Annotated in this window: 13 protein-coding genes and 1 pseudogene; 9 read left to right on the top strand and 5 right to left on the bottom strand. The window is 74.1% G+C overall.

The features are described 5' to 3' along the window. Window positions 1–55: 55 nt before the first annotated feature. On the bottom strand, window positions 56–1,030 hold the full coding sequence (locus ACZ7MX_RS05070) for an ABC transporter substrate-binding protein (protein ID WP_472129477.1): 975 nt from the start codon (window positions 1,028–1,030) through the stop codon (window positions 56–58). Window positions 1,031–1,571: 541 nt separating this feature from the next. On the opposite strand from ACZ7MX_RS05070, the gene ACZ7MX_RS05065 reads away from it, so the two are divergent. Further along, entirely contained in the window at window positions 1,572–2,801 is a 1,230-nt protein-coding gene (locus ACZ7MX_RS05065; protein ID WP_472129475.1) for an NAD(P)-dependent malic enzyme, read from the top strand. Window positions 2,802–2,992: 191 nt separating this feature from the next. Then, window positions 2,993–3,955, top strand: coding sequence for a zinc-binding dehydrogenase (locus ACZ7MX_RS05060; protein WP_472129473.1), 963 nt, complete (start codon window positions 2,993–2,995; stop codon window positions 3,953–3,955). An 805-nt stretch (window positions 3,956–4,760) separates the two neighbouring features. On the opposite strand, the pseudogene ACZ7MX_RS05055 reads toward ACZ7MX_RS05060, so the two are convergent. The 4 genes and pseudogenes from ACZ7MX_RS05055 to ACZ7MX_RS05040 form a co-directional block, all read right to left on the bottom strand. Next, a pseudogene (locus ACZ7MX_RS05055) lies at window positions 4,761–5,552 on the bottom strand (SCO6745 family protein); the annotation flags it as partial. Window positions 5,553–5,924: 372 nt separating this feature from the next. After that, the gene (locus ACZ7MX_RS05050; RefSeq protein ID WP_472129471.1) at window positions 5,925–7,079 is read right to left on the bottom strand and encodes a PadR family transcriptional regulator; all 1,155 of its coding nucleotides are present in this window, start codon (window positions 7,077–7,079) and stop codon (window positions 5,925–5,927) included. 2 nt (window positions 7,080–7,081) lie between these two features. Beyond that, the gene (locus ACZ7MX_RS05045; RefSeq protein WP_472129470.1) at window positions 7,082–7,957 is read right to left on the bottom strand and encodes a DUF4097 family beta strand repeat-containing protein; all 876 of its coding nucleotides are present in this window, start codon (window positions 7,955–7,957) and stop codon (window positions 7,082–7,084) included. A gap of 327 nt (window positions 7,958–8,284) precedes the next feature. Then, on the bottom strand, window positions 8,285–8,464 hold the full coding sequence (locus ACZ7MX_RS05040; RefSeq protein ID WP_030415955.1) for a DUF6104 family protein: 180 nt from the start codon (window positions 8,462–8,464) through the stop codon (window positions 8,285–8,287). 153 nt (window positions 8,465–8,617) lie between these two features. Here ACZ7MX_RS05040 and ACZ7MX_RS05035 point away from each other — a divergent pair, with 153 nt between their 5' ends. The 7 genes from ACZ7MX_RS05035 to fxsT all read left to right on the top strand — a co-directional run bounded on the left by ACZ7MX_RS05035 (window position 8,618) and on the right by fxsT (window position 21,244). Further along, a complete protein-coding gene (locus ACZ7MX_RS05035) occupies window positions 8,618–9,190 on the top strand; it encodes a CU044_2847 family protein (protein WP_472129468.1) in 573 nt (190 codons plus the stop codon). After that, the gene (locus ACZ7MX_RS05030; RefSeq protein ID WP_472129466.1) at window positions 9,190–11,337 is read left to right on the top strand and encodes a VMAP-C domain-containing protein; all 2,148 of its coding nucleotides are present in this window, start codon (window positions 9,190–9,192) and stop codon (window positions 11,335–11,337) included. Before ACZ7MX_RS05035 ends, ACZ7MX_RS05030 begins: the two co-directional genes overlap by 1 nt. Window positions 11,338–11,661: 324 nt before the next feature. Then, entirely contained in the window at window positions 11,662–12,726 is a 1,065-nt protein-coding gene (locus tag ACZ7MX_RS05025) for an AAA family ATPase (RefSeq protein WP_472129464.1), read from the top strand. Between the two features lie 5 nt (window positions 12,727–12,731). Further along, window positions 12,732–16,316, top strand: a complete 3,585-nt coding sequence (locus ACZ7MX_RS05020; RefSeq protein WP_472129462.1) for an SAV_2336 N-terminal domain-related protein — start codon at window positions 12,732–12,734, stop codon at window positions 16,314–16,316. Window positions 16,317–16,420: 104 nt separating this feature from the next. After that, window positions 16,421–16,639, top strand: coding sequence for a YxD-tail cyclophane-containing RiPP peptide (locus tag ACZ7MX_RS05015; protein ID WP_467701989.1), 219 nt, complete (start codon window positions 16,421–16,423; stop codon window positions 16,637–16,639). A gap of 203 nt (window positions 16,640–16,842) precedes the next feature. Continuing rightward, window positions 16,843–18,048, top strand: coding sequence for an FxsB family cyclophane-forming radical SAM/SPASM peptide maturase (locus ACZ7MX_RS05010; RefSeq protein WP_472129460.1), 1,206 nt, complete (start codon window positions 16,843–16,845; stop codon window positions 18,046–18,048). 109 nt (window positions 18,049–18,157) lie between these two features. Then, window positions 18,158–21,244 carry an FxSxx-COOH system tetratricopeptide repeat protein gene (gene fxsT, locus ACZ7MX_RS05005; RefSeq protein WP_472129458.1) on the top strand — a complete coding sequence of 1,029 codons (3,087 nt, stop codon included), beginning with the start codon at window positions 18,158–18,160 and terminating at the stop codon, window positions 21,242–21,244. Window positions 21,245–21,293 lie beyond the last annotated feature (49 nt).

The following is a 21,293-nucleotide window of genomic DNA, read 5'->3' as shown; positions in this document are numbered from 1 at the left end:
TTGCCTTTCAGCATTCGGCGGGAGGACCTGAGGGGACGGGACGGCTGCCGGCGGCTCAGCTGCCGCCGTTGAGCTTCACTTCCTTGACCGCCGCGTCCTTGACGTCCCACTTGTCCAGGACCTTGGCGTACGAGCCGTTCTTGATCGCGAGTTCCACCGCCGCCTTGAGGGCGTCGCGGAGCTTCTCCTGGCCCTTGGGGACGGCGATGCCGTACGGGGCCGCCTTGAGGGGCGCGCCGCCGACCATCTGGAAGTCCTTGCCGTGCCCGGAGACCTTCACCGCGTAGGCCGCGACCGGGTAGTCGCTGGAGACGGCGTCCACGCCGGCGGTACGCAGCCGGGTCTGGGCCTCGGAGTCGTTGTCGAAGGCCTCGATGGCGATCGGCTCCTCGCCGTTCTTCTGGCAGGCCTTCGACTTGTCCTTGGCCAGGTCGTGCGAGACCGTGCCGCGCTGGACCGCGATCTTCTTGCCGCACAGCGTTTCCCAGCCGTCGACGCCGTTGGTCTTGCCCTTCTGGGTGTACAGCGAGACGCCGACGTTGAGGTAGTCGATGAAGTCGACGCCCTGGCCGATCTTCTTGCCGGTGTTGCTGTCGATGCCCTCCTGGCGCTCCTTGGTGTCCGTCATCGCCGACATCGCGATGTCGTAGCGCTTGGACTTCAGGCCGCCCATGAGGGTGTCGAAGGTGGCGTTGTTGAAGTTGAGCTTGATGCCCAGCTCCTTGCTCATCGCCGCCGCGAGGTCCGGGTCGATGCCCTCGATCGCGCCGTTCGAGCGGAATTCCACCGGCTTGTAGGTGATGTCCGACCCGACCTGGAGGAAGCCCTTTTCCTGCACGTCCTTGGGCAGCAGCTTGAACAGCGGCGCATGAACGTTCCGGCTCTTCTGCGCCTCACGCCGGGCGACGGCGGCGTCGGTCTGGTCGCCGCAGGCGCTGAGCACCATCAGCGAGGCGACGACCGCGGCCGCGGCGGCCACGGCTTTACGGTGCCTGCCGGCGGCCGGGCGGCGCGTGGTGCTTGCGGTCATGCTGATCCTCCTGCGGGTGGAGAAGCCGACGTGACAAAGACATGACGAAAGGGCCGTGCGCACCCCTTCGAGCGTCGCGACCTCGGTTGGTGACGGAATCTTGCCATCCGGACTCCGGTATTCGGACTGTCGTACAGGTCAAAATCGGATAACGGACGGGGAAGCGGAGGTGACGGCCCTGTGGCAGAAGTGAAAGCAGCGTCCAGTGGGGAGCCAGGGGCGTTAGGTTCGCTCCAGGCGTCTCGAAATCCGGACAGCGGACTCATGGCTCTTCTGCCTTTTTCGTCCATTTCGCCGTTATTGTCGGGCCTCTCAACCCGAGGGTAATGAATCTGACTCGTCGGGGCCCGCGCCCGTCGGGTAGAAAGGTGCGTTACACCCCTCATCCGGGGCTCAGGGCGCGTGTGCGGCGCGCCCGGCGTCCGTACCTCCCCCCGCGCGGCGGCCAACCGTCACGCAGGGCGCGGACGCGGTGCCCGCCCACCCCTTAACCAGGGAGTGGTCACCCTCAGCAGATTTACGAATAAAAGGGGTAAGACAAGTGGCAGCGGAGATCGTCAATCCCGCCAGCGACGGCAATACCGGCGCGGACGAAGACCCGGGCACAGCGCCCGACGGCACCTTCGATCCGGCCTTCGCGCTGCATCGCGGCGGCAAGATGGCCATTCAGGCAACCGTCCCGGTGCGCGACAGGGACGACCTGTCCCTCGCGTACACGCCGGGCGTCGCCAAGGTGTGCAGCGCCATCGCCGAGCAGCCCGAGCTCGTGCACGACTACACGTGGAAGTCCCAGGTCGTCGCCGTCGTCACGGACGGCACCGCGGTGCTGGGCCTGGGCGACATCGGCCCGGAGGCCTCCCTCCCCGTGATGGAGGGCAAGGCCATCCTGTTCAAGCAGTTCGGCGGGGTGGACGCGGTGCCGATCGCGCTCGCCACCACCGACACCGACGAGATCATCGAGACCGTCGTCCGGATGGCACCGTCCTTCGGCGGCGTCAACCTGGAGGACATCTCGGCGCCGCGGTGCTTCGAGATCGAGCGCCGGCTCCAGGAAGCCCTGGACATCCCGGTCTTCCACGACGACCAGCACGGCACGGCCGTCGTCACGCTCGCCGCGCTGCGCAACGCCGCGAAGCTCACCGACCGCTCGCTGGGGCAGCTGCGCGCGGTCATCTCCGGCGCCGGCGCGGCCGGGGTCGCCATCGCCAAGATCCTCGTCGAGGCGGGCATCGGCGACGTCGCGGTCTGCGACCGCAAGGGCGTGGTCTCCGCCGACCGCGAGGACCTCACCGACGTCAAGCGCGAGCTGGCCGGCTTCACCAACAAGGCCGGGCTGACCGGATCGCTGGAGCAGGCGCTGGACGGCGCCGACGTCTTCATCGGCGTCTCCGGCGGCACGGTGCCGGAGGCGGCGGTGGCGAAGATGGCGAAGAACTCGCTGATCTTCGCGATGGCCAACCCCACCCCGGAGATCCACCCCGACGTCGCGCACAAGTACGCGGCCGTGGTGGCCACCGGGCGCAGCGACTTCCCCAACCAGATCAACAACGTGCTCGCCTTCCCCGGCATCTTCGCCGGCGCCATGCAGGTGCGCGCGTCGCGGATCACGGAGGGCATGAAGCTCGCCGCCGCCGAGGCACTGGCCGCCGTCGTCGCCGACGAACTGAGCGCCGACCGGGTCATCCCCTCGCCGTTCGACGAGCGGGTCGCCCCGGCCGTCACCGCCGCCGTGGCCGCCGCCGCCCGCGCCGAGGGCGTGGCGCGCCGCTGAGCCCCGGGCGGCCTTGACGCCCCAGAGCAACGGGCCGGGCCCGCACCTCCCTCAGGGTGCGGGCCCGGCCCGTCGCGATGTGCGGCCTGGTGAGGTGCGCGGCCGTTGTGCCGGTTTGCGGCCGGGTGGCGCGGTGCGTGTCACACCCGTACGCGGTACCGCGGCGCCCGCCCGCGGCCTACGTTGGGATCATGTTTGCTGCCTATGCCGCCCGCATCGACCGTGACCAGCCGCTGACCGGCCTCGAGTTGGGGGACCGCCCGGCCCCCGACGTACGCCCCGGCTGGACGACCGTCAACGTCAAGGCCGCCTCGCTCAACCACCACGACCTGTGGACGCTGCGCGGGGTGGGCATCACCGAGGACGCGCTGCCGATGATCCTCGGCTGCGACGCCGCCGGGATCGACGCGGACGGCAACGAGGTCGTCCTGCACTCCGTCATCGGCCAGACCGGTCACGGCGTCGGGCCCAAGGAGAAGCCCTCCATCCTCACCGAGCGCTACCAGGGCTCCTTCGCCGAGCAGGTCACCGTCCCCGCCTGGAACGTGCTGCCCAAGCCGAAGGAGCTGTCCTTCGAGGAGGCCGCCTGCCTGCCGACCGCCTGGCTGACCGCGTACCGGATGCTGTTCACCAACGGTGGCGTACGGCCCGGCGACAGCGTGCTGGTGCAGGGCGCCGGCGGCGGCGTGGCGACCGCCGCGATCGTGCTGGGCGCCGCGGCCGGACTGCGGGTCTTCGCCACCAGCCGGGACGAGGCCAAGCGCAAGCGTGCCCTGGAGCTCGGCGCCGAGGCGGTGTTCGCCAGCGGGGAGCGGCTGCCGCACCGGGTGGACGCGGTCATCGAGACCGTCGGCGCCGCCACCTGGTCGCACTCCGTCAAGTCGCTGCGGCCCGGCGGGACGCTCGTCATCTCCGGCGCCACCAGCGGTTTCACCCCCAAGAGCGGGGAGCTCAACCGGATCTTCTTCCTCGAGCTGAAGATCGTCGGCTCGACGATGGGCAGCAAGGAGGAACTGGCCGGCCTGCTCAGCTTCTGCGCCGCGAAGGGGATCCGTCCGGTGATCGACTCCACCCTGCCCCTGGACCGGGCACGCGAGGGCTTCGCGAAGATGGCACAGGGCGACCTCTTCGGCAAGATCGTCCTCACGGTGTAGGTGTTTGCCCCACGTGGTCGGCTGCGGCGCCGTGGTGGTGCCTCGCCGTTGCGCTTTGCGGCGCCGCGCACGTACTTGGCCGTCCCGCCGCGGGTGTTGTTCGCCGTTGTGCTTTGCGGCGCGCCGGCACGTGGCTGTCTGTCCCGCCGCGGGACTTGTTCGCCGTTGCGCGCTTTGCGGCGCGCCGCACGTACCTGGCCGTCCCGCCGTCGGGGTTGGTCGCCGTTGCGCCTGCGGCGGGCTGGGTGCGTGTCGGGTGCGGTGACTGGCCTACGGGGCCTTGTTCGTGGACTGCTGTCGCTTTACGTCCACGAACAAGGCCCCTCCGGCCCGTCCCCTCCCGTTGGGGGAGTGTGCGGGTGAGTGGGGGCGCGCGTCGTACCGCGCACACCTGACGTCGCCGGTCAGCGGGAATAGCTCCCCCCGCCCGCTGGGTTGTGGCCCCGCAGGGGGCCCTCGCGACCCCTAGGGGATCTGTTCGACCCTCCCCTACGGGTCTGCAGAACCCCTTGTACCCCCAACGCCCACCCCCACCGCCCTCTTCCCACTCCCCTCACGGGAGGGGACAGACCGGAGGACGAAGTCTGTAGGGCTGTCACCGCACCCGACACCCACCCAGCCCGCCGCAGGCGCAACGGCGAGACGCCCCACGGCGGGAAGGAAAGCCACGTACGCGGCGCCGCAAAGCGCAACGGCGAACAAGCCCCGCGGCGGGAAAGTCGGCTACGTGCGGGGCGCCGCAAAGCGCAATGGTGAGCAACCCCGACGGTGGGAGAGACGGGTACGTGGGAGGTCAAAGGCACCGCAAAAGGTGGGCCAGGCGGTCGGCGCGGGAGTGGCCCAGGGCGCGCCAGGGGCCGGCGGCCAGGTGGTCCGTCAGGCGCTCGATCGCCTGGTGTTCGTCACGGCCGCGGGCGGTCGCGGTGCCGTCCGGGGTGATCCAGCCGCGTGCGGCGAGGCGATGGTGGGCGTCGCGCCGTTCCTGTGCGCTCCAGCCGCGCCCGGCGAACTCGGTGTCGGACGCGGCCCCGATCGCCGCGACCGACACCAGGGCCTCGCACGGGTCCAGCCCGCAGGTCAGCAGCGCCGCCACATGGCCGTCACCGCGGTGCTCCCGGATGACGGTCGCGGCCTGCCAGAGGACCAGGTGGGGGGCCTCCGGCCAGGGCAGGTCGAGGTTGGCGGCGGCCAGCGGGTGGCCGGCCGGGCCGGCGTTCTCGGCGGCCTGGCGCGCGAGCCGGGCCGCCTCCGTGAGCTGAGCGGTGGTCAGCCGGCCGTCGACGAGGGCGGTCAGCGCGCGATCCATGGCCAGCAGCCGGGCGTCCAGCACCTTGGCAGGTTCCGCGACCGTCCAGATCTGCGGGACGTGGCGGGCGACCAGGCGCGGGCTGAAGGTGTAGAACGTGGCGGTCACCAGCTCGGGCCCGGCGGCCCCGAGGGGAGCCGTCCGCCAGGCGAAGTAGCTGGGCCAGCGGGAGGCGACGTCGTAACCGAGGTCCGCCGCGACCTGACGGGCCTCGGGCGCGAAGTACAGCAAGGCGTGCAGTGGCTCCAGCAGATGCCACATCCGGCGGGCGACCGAAAGGTATTCCGACATCGCGTTACCTCATGGGCTACAGGTGCGCGCAGACAGGGAGTTGACCGGGGCCGGTCCATCGGGGCCGGGGCGCGGCCGCCGGCCGGCGGCGTGGGGAGGGGTCCGTCGGAACCCCCGTGCCGGACGAAAAGCCGTGCGAAATAGTGACTTCCCCGATTACGGCGCGTGAATCCAGCACGCAGAAGGCAACTCTGTGTAGTGGGCGGTGCGTTGGGGTCGCGCTGCGGGCCTGGTGGGCTCGGTGGGTGGCGGTGGGGGCCGGGGTGTGCTTTCGGCCGCGGGTGCGAAGGAGGCGGCGGCGGGCTCCCGGGGCCGGTGTTACGGCCATCCCGGGCGCGCCGCCGCCGTGGGCTTCGGGTGGGCTTCGGTGGGCTACCGCTCCGGGTCCGTCGTGGGCGGGTGCTGGTCAGGGTGCCGGAGCAGGGCACCGATGTGGGCGGCGGCGTCCGACAGGCGGCGGCGGGATGCGCTGAGCTGCTCGGGCGTGACGCCGTGGTCGCGGGCGGCGTCCCGCAGGTCGTCGCGGAAGCGGTCCAGCAGCCGGTCGAAGTCGCGGGCCGGGTCGCCGCTGACCGGCTCCTTCGCCCACTCGGGGGCAGGCGGCGCCGCGGACGCGGGGGGCTGCCGGGGGTGCTCGGTGTCCTCCTTGGTGAGGTCGATGCGTTCGACCGTCACCTCGGAGCCGTCGTCGGGGGACGGTCCGGCGGGGCGGTTCTCCGCGGGCCGCTCGCCGGTGAACCGGCCGACCTCACGGGACACCTCGGACAGCGCCTCCCGCACCACGCCCGACCAGTCGCCCGACCGCACCGCCCCCTGGGCCTGGTCCTGGACGCGCTTGATGACCCGCTGGATCTCCTCGCGCGCGAAGACCTGTGCGTCCCGGGCCTGCTTACGGGCGCGCTGGGCGTCCTGCCGGGCCCGCTTGCTCTCCTCCTTGGCCCGCCGGGCCTGTTCCTTCCACTCCTCCTTGGCGCGCCGGAACTCCTCCTTCGCCTGCCGCCAGGCTTCCTTGTCGCCGAAGGCGCCGTCGAAGTAGTCCGCCGCCTCCGGGAACGGCCGTCCGGCGCCGCCGGGTCCGGTGCCCCCCGTGGCGCCGTTCTTCGCGCTGCCGCCGGGTCCGCCCCCCGTGGACGCGCCCGCACGGGCCTGCTGGGCGGCCTCGCGCATCTCGCGGCGCAGGTCGCGCGCCGAGCCGTTCACGTCCTCGCGGATGTCGGAGGCCAGCGCGGCGACCGACTCCCTTATCTCCAGTTCCAGATCGGCCAGTTCGCCGCCGCGGTCGGCGAGCTCGGCCCGTCCGGCGTCGGTGATCGAATAGACCTTGCGGCCGCCCTCGGTCGCGTGCGTCACCAGGCCCTCGGCCTCCAGCTTGGCCAGCCGCGGGTAGACCGTGCCGGCGGAGGGGGCGTAGAGGCCCTGGAAGCGCTCCTCCAGAAGGCGGATGATCTCGTAGCCGTGCCGCGGGGCCTCGTCCAGCAGCTTGAGGAGATACAGGCGCAGGCGGCCATGGGCGAAGACGGGGGGCATGCTCAGAGCACCTTCTTCTCGGCGGGCGGGTCGGCGGGGGAGTCCTCGTAGACGGGGCGGCGCAGCAGGGCCAGTCCGCCGGAGATCGTGGTGACCTTGAGGCGGCCGGTGCCCGCGCCCAGCGATCCGGTGATCCTCTTGGCGCCCCACTGGCCGCTGACCCGGAGGTCGTCGAAGGCGTTGGAGACCGTGCCGGTCGTGGTGTTGGCCTCGACCCTGGCGTCGGCCGGGTCGGGCAATCGGATGGCGACCTCGCCGGAGACCGTGGTGAGGGTGATGTCGGCGCCCTTGCCGGGGTCGAGGTCCAGGACCATGTCGCCGCTGACGGAGTCCGCGCGCACCGCGCCGCCCGCGCCGTCGATCACCGTCAGGTCGCCCGAGACGGAGTTGAACCGCAGCTCCCCCTGGAGCGACTGGACCTCGACGTTGCCGGAGACCGTGTCTGCCCGGACTCCGCCGGTCAGGCCGACCAGCGTGATGTCGCCGGAGATGCCGCGGACGTCCGTACGCCCCGAGATCCCGGAGACCACCGCACTGGCGCCGATCACCCCGACCTCGACCCGGGTGCCGGCCGGCACCGCCACCGAGACCACCGCGCTGCGCTGCCACCCCTTGCGGTCGAGGAACTTCATGAACCCCTTCCAGGGCAGGTCCTCGTACGCGACGGAGAGGGTGCCGCCGTCGAAGGAGACGGTCAGGGGCGGGCCGTGCAGCTCGCTGATCTCCAGGCGTGGGGGGCTGCCGTCGGAGGTGCCGACGACGTTGACCGTGCCGCCCACCAGGCGGACGTTGAGCCCGCGGACGGAGTCCGGGATCTCCAGCGTGCGCGGTGCGGTCACCTCGATCGGATTCTCCGACCACGCGGTCCGGGCTGACATTCCTGGCCTCCCCTGGATAGCCGTGCAACGCAACATATCGCGTCCTCAACAGACACGATATATCGCGGCTTGGGGAAGTCAAGCGGCCCCGACCCTGATCCGTCCCCTACTCGCCCCCTACGTCATCCCTGGGATTCGTCCCCTACGTCGCCCCTGGTCTTGGTCCCTCACGGCGTCCTCTGCGGCGTGCTCTGATCTCTGCGGCGTTCGTTGCGGAGTCCTCTGCGTCGTCTGCGGCGTTCTCGCGCCGTACGGCCTTGCCGTGCGTGCCGTACGGCGCCCCGCCCCGCCGCTCCTCTTCCTCGTCCGCCGGTCGTTCCTCGTCCGCTACTCGTCGTCCTCGTCGTCCAGCCGCGCCAGCCAGGTGGCCAGCCGCTCCACCGGAACCTCGAAGTCCGGGTTCAGGTCGACGAACGTGCGCAGCTGATCGGCCACCCACGCGAGGGTGACCTCCTCCTCGCCGCGCCGGTTCTCCAGCTCCTCGATGCCACGGTCAGTGAAATACACGCGCTCTCCACCAGGGGTCATGGGTCATTCCCGGCCAGGATAGGCAGGCCCACGGACCTCTCGCGCCCCAGCCGCCCGGGGGCTAGCCTGATCACCTGTCAGCGGTCCTGCGGCAATCGGGGAATTGCCGTCCAGGGGGAGCAGGAGGCCGTGATGCAAGATCGCGCACAGCGCATCGAACTGCCCGACGGGACGGAGGTCTGGGCCCGGGTCTCCCGGCTGGACGCCCCCGGGCTCGACGGGGCCGACCCACTGCACGGGTACGGGGACGAGGAAGGGGACTTCGAGGACGTCGGCGCCTGGGACGCGCTGGGCGCCCGGGTGGAGGGCCTCCGCGAGGTGATCGGCGGGGTCGCCGCCAGCGTCCGCCAGGCCACCGCGCGGGTCGCGCCGCACGAGACCAGCGTGACCTTCGGTGTGGAACTGTCCGCGAAGCCGGGCAAGGCGGTCGCCCTGCTCGCTGACGGGGAGGCCAAGACCAACCTCTCCGTCACCCTCACCTGGCGGCAGGACCGGCCGGGCGACCAGGACCGGCAAGGTGACCAGGACCGCCCGGACGACCAGGACCGGCAGCCCGGACGGGACCACGGCCGCGGCGCACCACAGACGGAACCACAGACGGAACCACAGACGGAACCACAGGCCGCACCTCCGGCGGAACCTCCGGCCGCACCACAGGCGGACCCTCCGGCCGGCCGCCGGGAGCCCGATGACGCGGGCCGCTGATGGCGACCGCCGAGGGACGTACCGCTGACCGCGGCGACCGCGCCCGGTACGCCCAGCTCCTGGAGCACGCCGGCCGCACCACCGTCGCCCTGCGCGCGGCACCGGGCGCAGTCGACGCCCGGCTGTGGGGCAGTGGGGTGCTGATCGCCCCGGGGTGGGTCCTGACCTGCGCACACGTCCTCGCGGCGAGCGACGGGCGGCGCCGCGAGACCGGTCCGGACGGGGTCTTCGGGGTGGCGTTCGGCGGCCGGGTGGAGCCCGCGCACCTGGTGTACGACCTGAGCCGGCCCGCCCCGGAGGCCGGACCCGGCGCGGCGCGCGCCGATCTCGCCCTGGTGCGGCTGCTCGACCCGGAGGCCGACCATCCGTGCGCCTGGCTGAGCGACCAGCCGGCGACGCTCCTGGAGGACGCCTACATCTTCCGCGGACACGACCGGTCCGGCGGGCCGGACCCGTCGGCGGCTGCCGGTACCGGACCCGGCGACTCACGTAGTACGCGTTCCTCGGCCGGGGCGCCGGGCCCGTCCGCCGCGGGGGACTCGTTCATCGCCGTCCGTTTCGGTGCCCGGGACGCACGGGGGCTCCAGTTCGGCAGCGATGTCCGGGTCAGCCCCGGGGCGTCCGGCGGGCCGCTGATCGACTGTGACCGCGGTGAGGTCGTCGGCATCGTCAAGGGCCGCCACCAGCAGGACCACGTCGGCCTCGCGGTGCCGGTCACCGCGCTGCGCGGGCTCGGCCCGGAGCATCTGGTGGCCGGCGCCGAGGGGCTCGGGCCCGAGCCGTACCACGCGCTGATGGGGCTGCACGACCGCTGGCACTGGACCGGACAGGACCTCGCCCGGGCCGGCGGGGCCACCTGGTTCGACGCGCAGCACGCCATCATGGCGGGCCGCGGCCGCCTCTGGGGCGTCCAGGAGCGGCTGCAGGCCCTGGACCTGCTCGCCCGGCTGCCCGCACCGCGCGACCCGCTGCTCGTCGAGGCGGCAGTCGACGAGGCACTGGAGCGCGGCGAACGGCCCGGCGCCTGGTCGCTGCGCACCTGGCGGGACGGGCACGGCGCGCTCTATCAGGGCAGCGACCCGTACACGGAACTCCGCGCCTTCGTGCACTACCTGCGGATCGTGGCCCAGCGGACCGCCGACGAGGTGCGGGACGTACCGGGCGAGGAGGCCGCCGCGGTGCGTGAAGCGACGGCCAGGCTCGCGGAGTTCGTCCAGGCCAGGGCGGTCGTCCTGCAGCCGCAGGACCGCCGCCGGATAGGCCCGGTGCGCCGCCGCCCGCGCTCCGTCCTCGTCGAGTTCGAGCCGCTCTTCTACGACGAGAACGGCCATGAGCTCTACAACTGGTCGGTCAGCGAGGGCTACGGCCGGGGGCAGTGGTTGCGGGTGGACGTCCAGGAGTCGGCCGGCGGGGTGCCGTTCGAGGAGGCGCGCGAGCAGGTGCTGCAACGGCTCGGCGGGCGGCTGCTGCGGGCCGACGGGGACGCCGGGCCGGGCGCCCGGGTGCGGCTGGAGGTCGCCGTCCCCGAAGGGCGCTGGCACACCGCCGCCGGCCACTGGGAGGTCGCCGCGTCGACCCGGCGCACCGCCCGGCGGCGGCCGGTCGGTCCCGGCCGAGCCGTGGTCCTGCGCGACCAGGGCCGGCGCGAGGAGGTCGATCCGGCCTGGCTGCGCCGCTGGCAGGGCATGGCCGCCGCCCCCGCACTGACGGCGTTGCGCATCCCGCCCACGGGCGCCGGCGTGCGCCCCGGTGGCTCCGCCGAAGCTGTCTGGCGGCTGCTGGAGACGGCGGAGGACGGGGCGCTGCCCGCGCTGTGCCGGACCGTCGCCGACGGGTTCGGCCGGGACGCGGTCGGGGTGGCCCTGGACACCGGCTTCCCGGCCGGGCTGTGGCCGGCCCGCGGCCACGCCGAGGAGCGGGAGTGCGACGCCGCCTGCGAGGAATTCCACCGCGGCGTACGGGAGTTGCTCCAGGGCTCGGGCGGCCTGGTCCGGCTCCCCGAACTCGTCCGGCAGCTGCGCGCCAAGGCCGCCGAGGCGGCGGAGGAGGGCAGTCACTGGGCCCGGGACCTGATCCTCCTCTACGACGACCCGGAGGACCCGCTGCCCCCGCTCTTCCCGGACCGGCCCCAGGTGTCCCCGGGGTGAGCGGGGGAGCGCGCGACGGCGTGCGCCGGGTGGCCGATGCCGTACCCCCCTTCCGTGCTCCCGCCCGGCGCGCAGCGCCCCGCCTGCGACCCGCGAGACCGGAAACCGCCCCGTGCGCTTCCGTAGGGATGGGTACTGTCATAGCTTCGTGGAAGACTTGTTCGTGGACGATGTGGCGCAACGACGCGACGGCGGACGGGAGTTCGGCGTGGCCCGGATGCGTGCGCGTGACGATGTGAGCGGGACGACGTGAGGGTGCGCCGCGCGGTGGCGCGATGACGTGACCGAAGGTACCGACCCGGTCCGGCGACGAGGAGTTCCGACGTGAGCGACTGGCTCATCTACCGTGGCGCGGGAGCACCGCACGACGGCATTGAGCACCTTCCGCCGCCACCCCCTTGGCGTGATTTCGACGGCGGCCCCCTCGTGGCGCCGCCGGCCGCGCTCGACCCCGCCTCCGAGCGCAGGCTCGGCGTGCAGTACCGCGAGGCCAGCCACCACCGCCCCGGCGAGACCGAGCGCGAGCTGGTCAACGCCGCGCTCTACCTGCGCCGGCCGCTGCTGGTGACCGGCGCCCCGGGCAGCGGCAAGAGCACCCTCGCGCATTCGGTCGCGTACGAGCTCGGCCTCGGCCGGGTGCTCAGCTGGCCGGTGGTCAGCCGCAGCACGCTCCGCGACGGCCTGTACGACTACGACGCCATCGGCCGGCTCCAGGACCTCCAGATCGCCCGGGCCGCCCCGTCGCCCGCCGCGGACGGCGGCGCCGCCGGAGGGGCCGGCGAGGACGGCACCGGCGAACCGGGCGGCGGGATCGGCCGCTACATCCGCCTCGGCCCGCTCGGCACGGCCCTGTTGCCGGCAGCCCGGCCCCGGGTCCTGCTCGTCGACGAGCTCGACAAGAGCGACATCGACCTGCCCAACGACCTCCTCAACGTCCTGGAAGAAGGGGAGTTCCGGATTCCGGAGCTGGAGCGGCTGGCCGGATCCGCGCCCGAGGTGGCGGTGCTCACCGACGACGGCGCGCGGGTGACGGTCCGCGGCGGCCGGGTGCGCTGCCACGCCTTCCCCTTCATCGTCCTCACCAGCAACGGGGAGCGCGACTTCCCGGCGCCCCTGCTGCGCCGCTGCATCCACCTGCACATACCGGCGCCCGACAAGGAGCGGCTGGCCGCCATGGTGCGGGCCCACTTCGGCGAGGGCGCGGCCGAGCGCTACGCCTCCGTGATCGACCGCTTCCTGGACCGCGAGCCCGGTGACGTGCGCGCCGTCGACCAGCTCTTCAACGCCATCCACCTCACCCAGAAGGCCGGTTGGACGGACCAGGACGAGGAGGAGACCCGGCGGCGACTGACGGCGGAGCTGATGCGGCCTCTCGATCGGACGAGGTGAGTGCGGTGCCCCTCGGGGAGCCCGGTCCAGGTCCCCTCGACGAGCTCGTCGCCCGGCTGACCGCGGCGGGGCTGCCGCCCGATGCCCGGGGCATGGCCGACGCCCTCTGGCTCGCCCAGTGGATCACCCCGGATCCGTCGCCCGCCGAAGGGACGGACGAGGGCGGCGGGACGGGTGGGACCGGAGCTGCCGACGGGGCCGGAGCTGCCGGTGCCGACCGCCGTCCCGACCGTGCGGATCCGGCCACTTTCCAGGTGGGTCCTGCCGTATCACCGGGCCTGACGGGCGGGACGGGAGCGTCCTTCGACGGCGACCGCTCCCCGGATCGGGACGCCGGCGGGGACGCGTCCGCCGCCGCCCTCCGGGAGGCCGCCCGGCGCCGCGTCGCGGAGCTGCTGCCCGCCCGGCACGAGTGGAGCACCGCCCCGGACCGGTACCGCCTCGGCGAGATCGCGGTCCCGATCGCCTCCGCGTTTCCCGGACTCCTGCCGCTGCAGCGCGCCCTGCGGCCGGTCCAGCGCTACCGCCCGCCGGCCGCCCCGGCCCGCCGCGAGCTGGACGAGCGGGCCACCGCCGAACTCTCCGCGCACGCCGAGACGGTCATCCCGGTGCTGCGCGGGGTGCACCGCCGCACGGCCGGGCTCCGGCTGCTGATGGACGGCTCGTCCTCGATGGCCGTATGGGAGCAGATGCTGCACGACCTGCGCCAGGTCTGCGAGCGGGTGGGCGCCTTCCGGGACGTCACGGTCCACTACCTCCATCCGCACGGCGCGGACGTCGGCGTCGCCACGGCCCCCGGCCCGGGCCGTCCGCTGCGCCCCGCCGACCAGCTGCACGACCCGACGGGCCATCACCTCACCCTCGTCGTCAGCGACTGCGCTGGCCCCCTCTGGCGCGACGGCCGGATGCAGCGGCTGCTCTACCGCTGGGCGGCCGACGCCCCGCTCGCCGTCGTCCAGCCGCTGCCGCAGCGGATGTGGGGGCGGACGCTGCTGCCCGCCGTCGCCGGCACCCTGGTCCGGCGCCAGGGCCCGTACCAGCCCCTCGACTTCCGGCCCGCCCGGCGCCGTCGCCGGCCCGCCCCGCCCCCGGGCACGGAGACCGGGCCGCCGCGCGAGCGCGCCGTCCCGGTGCTCGCCGCCACCCCGTCCGCGCTGGGCTCCTGGGCCCGGCTGGCCGCCGCCGACGCCGGTCTCTCGCTGCGCGGCGCGGCCTCCGTCGTCCGCGCCGACCACGGCGCCGAACCGCGCTCCGGTCCGCCGCCCGCGCCCGGGGGAGAACCGTCCCGGATGGTCCGGGAGTTCGACCGGCAGGCGTCGCCGGCCGCCCGGCTGCTCGCGGTGCATCTCTCGGCGGTGCCGCTCGCGCTGCCCGTCATCCAGCTCGTACAGCGCGCGATGCTGCCGCAGACCGGGCCGGCCGAGCTGGCAGAGGTGCTGCTCAGCGGGCTGGTCACCCAGGTGCCGGCGGAGGAGTTCCCATTGGGGGAGCGCGCTCCGGGCGCCGGACCGCCGGACGAGCAGCTCGCCGCGACCGGCCCCTGGTACGACTTCGTGCCCGGCGTACGGGACGAACTGCTCGCCCGGCTCAGCGCGGGCGAGGCCGCGCTGGTGCTCAAGCACTGCTCGCTCTACATCGAGCGCACCTTCGGCCGCAGCGCCCGCAATTTTCCGGCGGTCGCGGTGGCCATGCTCTCCGGCAGCGGCCGGGAGCCGGAGACCGGCCGGCGGGCGGTCCCCGAACCGTTCGCCCGGGTCTCCGAACGCGTACTGCGCCGCTTCGAACCGGCGCTCCGCCCGCCCGACCGGCGGCCGTACGCCTCCGACGGCCCGGCGGCGGAGGGCGCCGCCCTCCTGGAGCGCTACGAACAGGACCGCGCCGTCCGCGATCTGATCGAGGCGGTCCGGCTGCTGCGGGCCGCCGCGGAACGCCTCCCTCCGGCCGGCACGGACCTCGCCCGGGCCCTGTTGCACGCCTGGGCGGAATGGCGCCAGCCGGACGCCCTGGAGGAGGCGGAACGGGCGGTGCGCGCGGCGGAACGGGCCCTGGGCGCGGCGTCCCCCGCGGACACCGCGGAACGCGACGGCTCCCGGCACGACTCCCGGGACGACGACGCCGGTGCGGCGGAGCGGACCCGTGTGCTGATCGTGCTCGGCCGGGTCGCCCACGCCCGCGCCCGGGAGCGCCGCGCCGCCGGTGACCCGGTCGGGGAGCGCACCGCGCTCGCCGAGGCCGCCCGCCAACTCGACGCCGCCTGCGGGCTGATGGGCCTGCTCGACCCCCGGGTGCTGGAGAGCATGGTGCTGCGCACCGAGGTCCTGCGCCGCCTGGCCGCCCTGCCGGGGACGGCTGAGGTGCCGGACACGGCCGTCCTGCCGGACACGGCCGCGGTGCCGGACGCCGCACCCGAAACACTTGCCGCACCCGAAACACCCGCCACCCCGGAGCCCGGCGCGACCCCGGGACAGCCGCCGCCCCCGGACCCGCTCGACGAGGCCGAGCGCTCCCTCACCACGCTCCTCGACCGCTGGCCCAGCGGGGAGCCGGTCCCCGGCGAGGTCTACGCCGCCCGCGGCGGGGTGCTGCTCGACCAGGCCCACCGGGCCGCCGCCCGCCGGCCGGAAGAGGCCGGCGCGGCCCGTCCCGCCGAGGCGCTCGCGGTGCGCGCCGCCGACGACCTCGACACCGCCACCGTCCTGCTGCGCCGCCGCGGCAGCGACGCCGACCGCCTGGTGTGCGAGACGCTGCTCGACCTCGCGGCGGCCCGCCGGCTGGGCGGCGGGGCGGGGCTGCCGTCCGTGCTCCCCACCCTGGAGCGGGCCCGGGCGATCGCGCAGGCCCTCGGCGACCCGGTGCTGGAGGCCGACAGCCTGCGCCGGATCGCCGCCGCGCAGCGCGCCGTGCACACCCGTACGGGTGCCCTCGCGGCCCTGGACGCGGCGACCGACGCGCTGGCCGCCGCGCTCCGGCTGACCGCCCCCGACACCCCCGTCCACAGCTCGCTGCTCGCCGAACGCGGTGCCGCGCTGCTGCTGCGGGCCCGTCAGGAGCCCGCCGGGGAAGCCGGCCGGCGGCTGGCCGACGAGGCGGTGCACGTCCTGCGCGAGGCGCTGGCCAGGGTCGCGCCGCAGGACCCCGACCTCGGCAGTCACCGCCTGCTGTTCGGCCGGGCGCTGCGGCTGCGTCACGAGCGCCGGCCCTCGGTCGCCGATCTGCACGAGGCCGACTGGGTCCTGGAGCTGGCCGCCCGGGGCGCCGGGGTGCCGGACGTGGTGTGTGCCGAGGCGTGGATCGAGGTCGGCGACGTGCAACTGCTGCTGGACCGCCGGTTCGGCTCCCGCGAGCGCCACGACCGCGCCGCCGCCTGCTACCGCCGCGCCGCCGCGGCCGCCGCCCGGGCCGGCAGCGCCCTGCTGGCCGCCCGCGCCCACCACCGCCGGGGCGAGGTCCTCGAAGTCACCGCCGGCTCCCGGCCCGCGCTCCAGGCATACCGCGAGAGCTGGGAACACTGGCAGCGCACCGCCGCCGACCCCGGCCCCGAGGCGCAGCGCACCCGCGCCCGGATGCGCGCCCTCGAATCCCCCGCCTGAGCCCCCGGCACCCCCGGCCGGCCGCCCGGCCGCCGCCGCCCGAACGTGTTTCCGTGGACCGGAGTCCGGGAACACCCCCGTCCAGCCGGCCAGAGGAGAGCAGCGTGGCGAACACCCCCCGCACCGAACCGGCTGCGGCCGCCCCGCCCGGGCCGTCGGCCGAGCCGCTGCCGGATTTCGCGGCGGTCGATGTGGGTTCCCTGGCGGCGCGCACGGACCACGCGGTGCTCGGCGAGGTCGCGGCCCTGCTGCTGCGCAACTGGCCCAGGGGGGACGAGGCCGTGGCGTATTACGAGGACGGCCCCGGCAACTGGCTGCGCTGAACGGCCGGGCGGCATCCGCCGCGCCGTCCGGGCGCGCGGGCACCGATTTTTGGGCAAACGCGCACGGAATCCGGCCAGTTGTCCGGACGATTCGATTCTTCGATCGAGGGCTGCGCCATGTAGCAGGAAGTGGACGGGAACTGACGGCCGGGTTGCGCCGGTCCCGTACCTCGGCGCAGGCATACGGGCAGGGGGGCGACGCCGTGGCGGGGGAGACGACCGGCCGGACCACCGTCGTGCCGTTCCGGCAGTTCGTCCTGAAGGTCCACAGCCGCTGCAACCTCGCCTGCACCTACTGCTACATCTACGCCGGCCCCGACCGGAGCTGGCGCGAACGCCCGCGGACCGTCCCGGCCGCCACCGTGCGGCAGACCGCCCTGCGCATCGCCGAACACGCCCGCACCCACCGGCTCCGCGAGATCCGCGTCGACCTGCACGGCGGGGAGCCGCTGCTCACCGGCCCCGGCCCGCTCCTCGACCAGGCCGCCGCCGTCCGCGCCGCGCTGCCCGCCGGCTGCGCCGTCCACTTCGGCGTCCAGACCAACGGGACGCTGCTCACCCCGGACACCGTCGACGCGCTCGCCGGCGCGGGCTTCCGCATCGGCCTCAGCCTCGACGGCGGCACCCCCGGCCTCAACCGCCGCCGCCTCGACCACGCCGGCCGGCCCTCGTGGCCCGCGCTCTCCCGGGCCGTGGCACTGCTCCGCGGCCGCCCGGACGTGTTCGCCGGGATCCTGTGCACCATCGACGCCACCGCGGACCCCGCCGAGGTCTACGGCTCGCTGCGCGCACTGGACGCGCCGATGCTCGACTTCCTGCTGCCGCACGCCAACTGGTCCAGCCCGCCCCCGGCCGCCCTCCCCGGCGACGGCCCCCGGCCCGTCCCGCCGGGACCTGCCGGCCGCTCCCCGTACGGCGACTGGCTGTGCACCGTCTTCGACCTGTGGTGGGACGGCGGCCCCGGGCCCCGGGTGCGGGTCTTCACCGAAATCCTCGGCCTCCTGCTGGGACGCCCCAGCACCAGCGAGTCGGTGGGCCTCTCCCCGGTCGTCGCCCTGGTCGTCGACACCGACGGCGCCATCGAACAGGTCGACTCGCTCAAATCCGCCTACGAGGGCGCCGCCGCCACCGGCCTCGACGTCTTCCGCCACAGCTTCGACCAGGCCCTCACGCACCCCGGCATGGCCGCCCGCCGAAGCGGCCGGGACGGGCTCGCCGCCCAGTGCCGAAGCTGCGCCCTCGTCGAGGTCTGCGGCGGCGGCAACTACGCCCACCGCTACCGCGCCGACACCGGCGGCTTCACCAACCCGTCGGTGTACTGCGCCGACCTCGAACGCCTGATACGGCACATCGCCGCCCGGCTGGACGCCACCGTTTCGCTCAACTCACGGGCCACCCACCTGACCTGACGCACTGTCGTCATCCGGAGCACCACTTCGGCTATCGTGCGAAAGAACCAGGGCGTGCCCGATGCCCCCGCCGCACGCGCGCACCATCGCATCTCAGGGAGACGGTCGCATGGTCGATCAGTCCATTTCTGCTGGTTCTGCTGGTTCTGCTGGTTCCACTGGTTCCGCCGGTTCCGCCGGCCCGTCCGGTGCCGCCGTTTCCCCCGGCCCGTCCGGCCCGGCCGAGCACATCACCATCAGCTACGCGGGCTTCGCCCGGCCCTGGGCCGCGTGGATCTCCCACCAGCTGGAGCAGCAGGGCCACGGCACGACACTGCTCCGCTGGGACCCGCACGTCGACACCGCCCTGGTCGAGGAGCTGTCCGGCCTGCTGGAGGCCGAGGGCCGGCTGCTGATGGTGCTCGACGACTGGTACTTCCGGCTCGGCCCCAAGACGCAGGACGAGTGGACCGCCGCGCTGCGCGAGGTGGTGCCGCCGCACGCCGACCGGTTCGCCGCGGTGAGCGTGGCCACCCAGAGCCTGCCGGCCACCGCGTCCCTGCTGCGGCCCACCGATCTGCGCGACCTGGACGCCCAGGAGGCCCACCGCCGGGTCCTCACCCGGCTGGGCATCGCCGCCCCGCCGCGCGCCGTGGACGAGAACGCCCCCGGCGAGCCGCGCTTCCCCAACAACCCGCCCGAGGTGTGGAACATCCCGCGCCGCAACAACCGCTTCACCGGCCGCGACCACGTCCTCGAAGAGCTCTACGGCAAGCTGGCCGGCACCGCGGTGACCGCGGCGCCGCCGCTGGAGACCCGGCTCGCGCTGTACGGCACCTCCGGCGTCGGCAAGAGCCAGATCGCCGCCGAATACGCCCACCGCTTCGGCAACGACTACGACGTCGTGTGGTGGATCAGCGCCACCAACCGCGGCGCCGCCCGCGAACAGCTCGCCGAACTCGCCACCCGCCTCGGCCTCCCCGTGGGCCGCGAGCTGGGCGACCGGATCCGCGCCGTCCACGAAGCCCTGCGCATCGGCCGCCCGTACCGCCGCTGGCTGCTGATCTTCGACAGCGCCGACGACATGGAGCAGATCGAGGACCTGATCCCGGACGGCCGGGGCCACGTCCTGATCACCACGCTCACCCGCGACTGGTCCGGCTCCGGCAGCGCCCAGGAGATCGAGGTGCTGCCGTTCAGCCGGGTCGAGTCCGTCGCCTACGCCCGCCGGCGGGCACCGCGGCTGACACCGGTCGAGGCCGACATGCTCTCCGACGCCGTCCAGGACCTGCCGCTGCTGCTCGCCCAGACGGCCGCCTGGCTCGACGCCAACCCGATGTCCCCCAAGGAGTACATCGAGCTGATCCGGCGCGGCGAGCCCAGCCTCGTCGGCATCCGGATCTCCTCCGACTACCCGATGGCCTTCCAGACCAGCTGGGCCATAACTCTCAACACGCTGCGCGAGCGCAGCCCCGCGGCGGTCGAACTCCTCAAGCTGTTCGCCTTCTTCGCCCCCGACGCCATCCCCGTCCCGATGCTCGCCAAGGCCCGCCGCGGTGACCTGCCCGAGCACCTGGCCGACCTGGCCGCCGAGCCGATCAGCTGGAACACCGCGCTGCGCCGGCTGACCGAGTCCACCGCGGTACGCCTCGACTACCAGGTCTCCGAGGACTCCGACCCGGCCGTGGAGACCGCGCTGATGCACCGGCTCTACCACCGGTTCCTGCGCAGCGACATGACCGAGGACGAGCGCGACCTGATGGCCGCGACCGCCTGCCGGGTGCTGGTCACCGCCGACCCGCAGAACCCCTCCGACACCCGCTACTGGGAGCGCTACGCCGAACTCATCCCGCACCTGGAGCCCGCCGGGGTCCTCGACAGCGCCGATCCGGCCGTCCAGCAGCTGCTGCTCAACTGCGTCGAATACCTCCGGGTCCGCGGCGAGTACCGGATCGGACTGCGGCTGTGCGAGCAGTTCATGTCCCGCTGGCAGACCCGCCTGGAGCCCACCCAGCGCACCATGCTCGTGCTCACCCACCAGCACGCCAATATGCTGCGCAGGCTCGGCCGCTACCGCGAGGCCGAGGCGGTCGGCAGCGCCGTCGTCGACCAGCTCACCGCCGAGCGCGACCCCTCCGACGCCGACCTGCTGCGCGCCCAGGACGGCCTCGCCGGCACCCTGATCGCCCTCGGCTCCTACGAGCAGGCGTACGAACTCTTCGACGCCGTCTGGCGGGCCTACACCGCTCTGCTCGGACCCGAGGCGCCGCGCACCCTCTCCTCCCGGCACAACCTCGGCAACGTCCTCGCCCTGCTCGGCCGCTACGAGGAGGCCCTGGTCACCCACCGCGAGGTGCTGGCCTTCCGCGAGCGTGCACTGCGCGCCCGGCACCACCTCACGCTCAACGCGGGCACCGCCTACGCCCGGATGCTGCGCCTGCTGGGCCGCTACCGCGACGCCACCTCCAGCCAGGAGCTCAACGCCCGGCTGCACCTGGCGGTGATGGGCGCGCACACGCCCCAGACGCTGCGCGCCGAGCACAACCTCGCACTGTGCTGGCGCCGCTCCGGCGAGGTCACCAAGGCCGCCGCCCTGATGGCCGACCTCGTCGAGCGCTCCCGCCGGGTCCAGGGCCCCCGCCACCCGGAGACCCTGATGGTCCGTGCCGACCACGCCACCTTCCTTCGGGAGCACGGCGACCTCGGGCAGGCTCGTGACCTCGCCGAGGAGGTTGCCGAGCGCTATCAGGCGCTGGCCGGCGAACGGCACCCGTACACCGTCGGCACGCTGGGGAACGTCGGGCTGGTCCGCGCCGGGTTCGGGGAAGTGGCGGAGGCGCTGGACCTCGCCGAGCGGGCCCTTGCCGGGATGACCGCGGCCATGGGCCCGGACCACCCGTGGACGCTGGGCTGTGCGCTGAACGCCGCGGCCGCCCGCAGCCGGGCCGACGACGAGGAGGGCGCGGTGGAACTGGGCCGCGACATCCTGGAGCGGGCCAAGGCGACGCTGGGCGACCTGCACCCGCTGACCCTCTCCGCGAAGACGGCGCTGGCCGAGGACCTGCGCGCACTGCGCCGCCGGGGCCAGGAGGCGGCGAAGCTGGAGCAGGAGGCCATCCAGCAGCTCTCCGAGACGCTGGGCGCCGATCACCCGCACACCCTCTCCGCCCGCCGCCGCCGGCGCCCGTACTGGGACTTCGAGCCGCAGCCCGTGTGACGACCCTCCCGGTACGGCGAAGGGCCCGCCCCCCGAGGGGGACGGGCCC

The sequence above is a fragment of the Streptomyces sp. NPDC107765 genome (assembly GCF_055657085.1).
The sequence above is the reverse complement of the archived record's forward strand: the minus strand, read 5'-3'. Positions and strand labels throughout refer to the sequence as shown.

What these genes read in the sequence shown, in the direction of transcription:
- ACZ7MX_RS05070 (WP_472129477.1), bottom strand. Translation starts at nt 1,030, where the DNA reads ATGACCGCAAGCACCACGCGCCGCCCGGCCGCCGGCAGGCACCGTAAA.
- ACZ7MX_RS05060 (WP_472129473.1), top strand. Translation starts at nt 2,993, where the DNA reads ATGTTTGCTGCCTATGCCGCCCGCATCGACCGTGACCAGCCGCTGACC.
- ACZ7MX_RS05050 (WP_472129471.1), bottom strand. Translation starts at nt 7,079, where the DNA reads ATGCCCCCCGTCTTCGCCCATGGCCGCCTGCGCCTGTATCTCCTCAAG.
- ACZ7MX_RS05045 (WP_472129470.1), bottom strand. Translation starts at nt 7,957, where the DNA reads ATGTCAGCCCGGACCGCGTGGTCGGAGAATCCGATCGAGGTGACCGCA.
- ACZ7MX_RS05035 (WP_472129468.1), top strand. Translation starts at nt 8,618, where the DNA reads ATGCAAGATCGCGCACAGCGCATCGAACTGCCCGACGGGACGGAGGTC.
- ACZ7MX_RS05030 (WP_472129466.1), top strand. Translation starts at nt 9,190, where the DNA reads ATGGCGACCGCCGAGGGACGTACCGCTGACCGCGGCGACCGCGCCCGG.
- fxsT (WP_472129458.1), top strand. Translation starts at nt 18,158, where the DNA reads ATGGTCGATCAGTCCATTTCTGCTGGTTCTGCTGGTTCTGCTGGTTCC.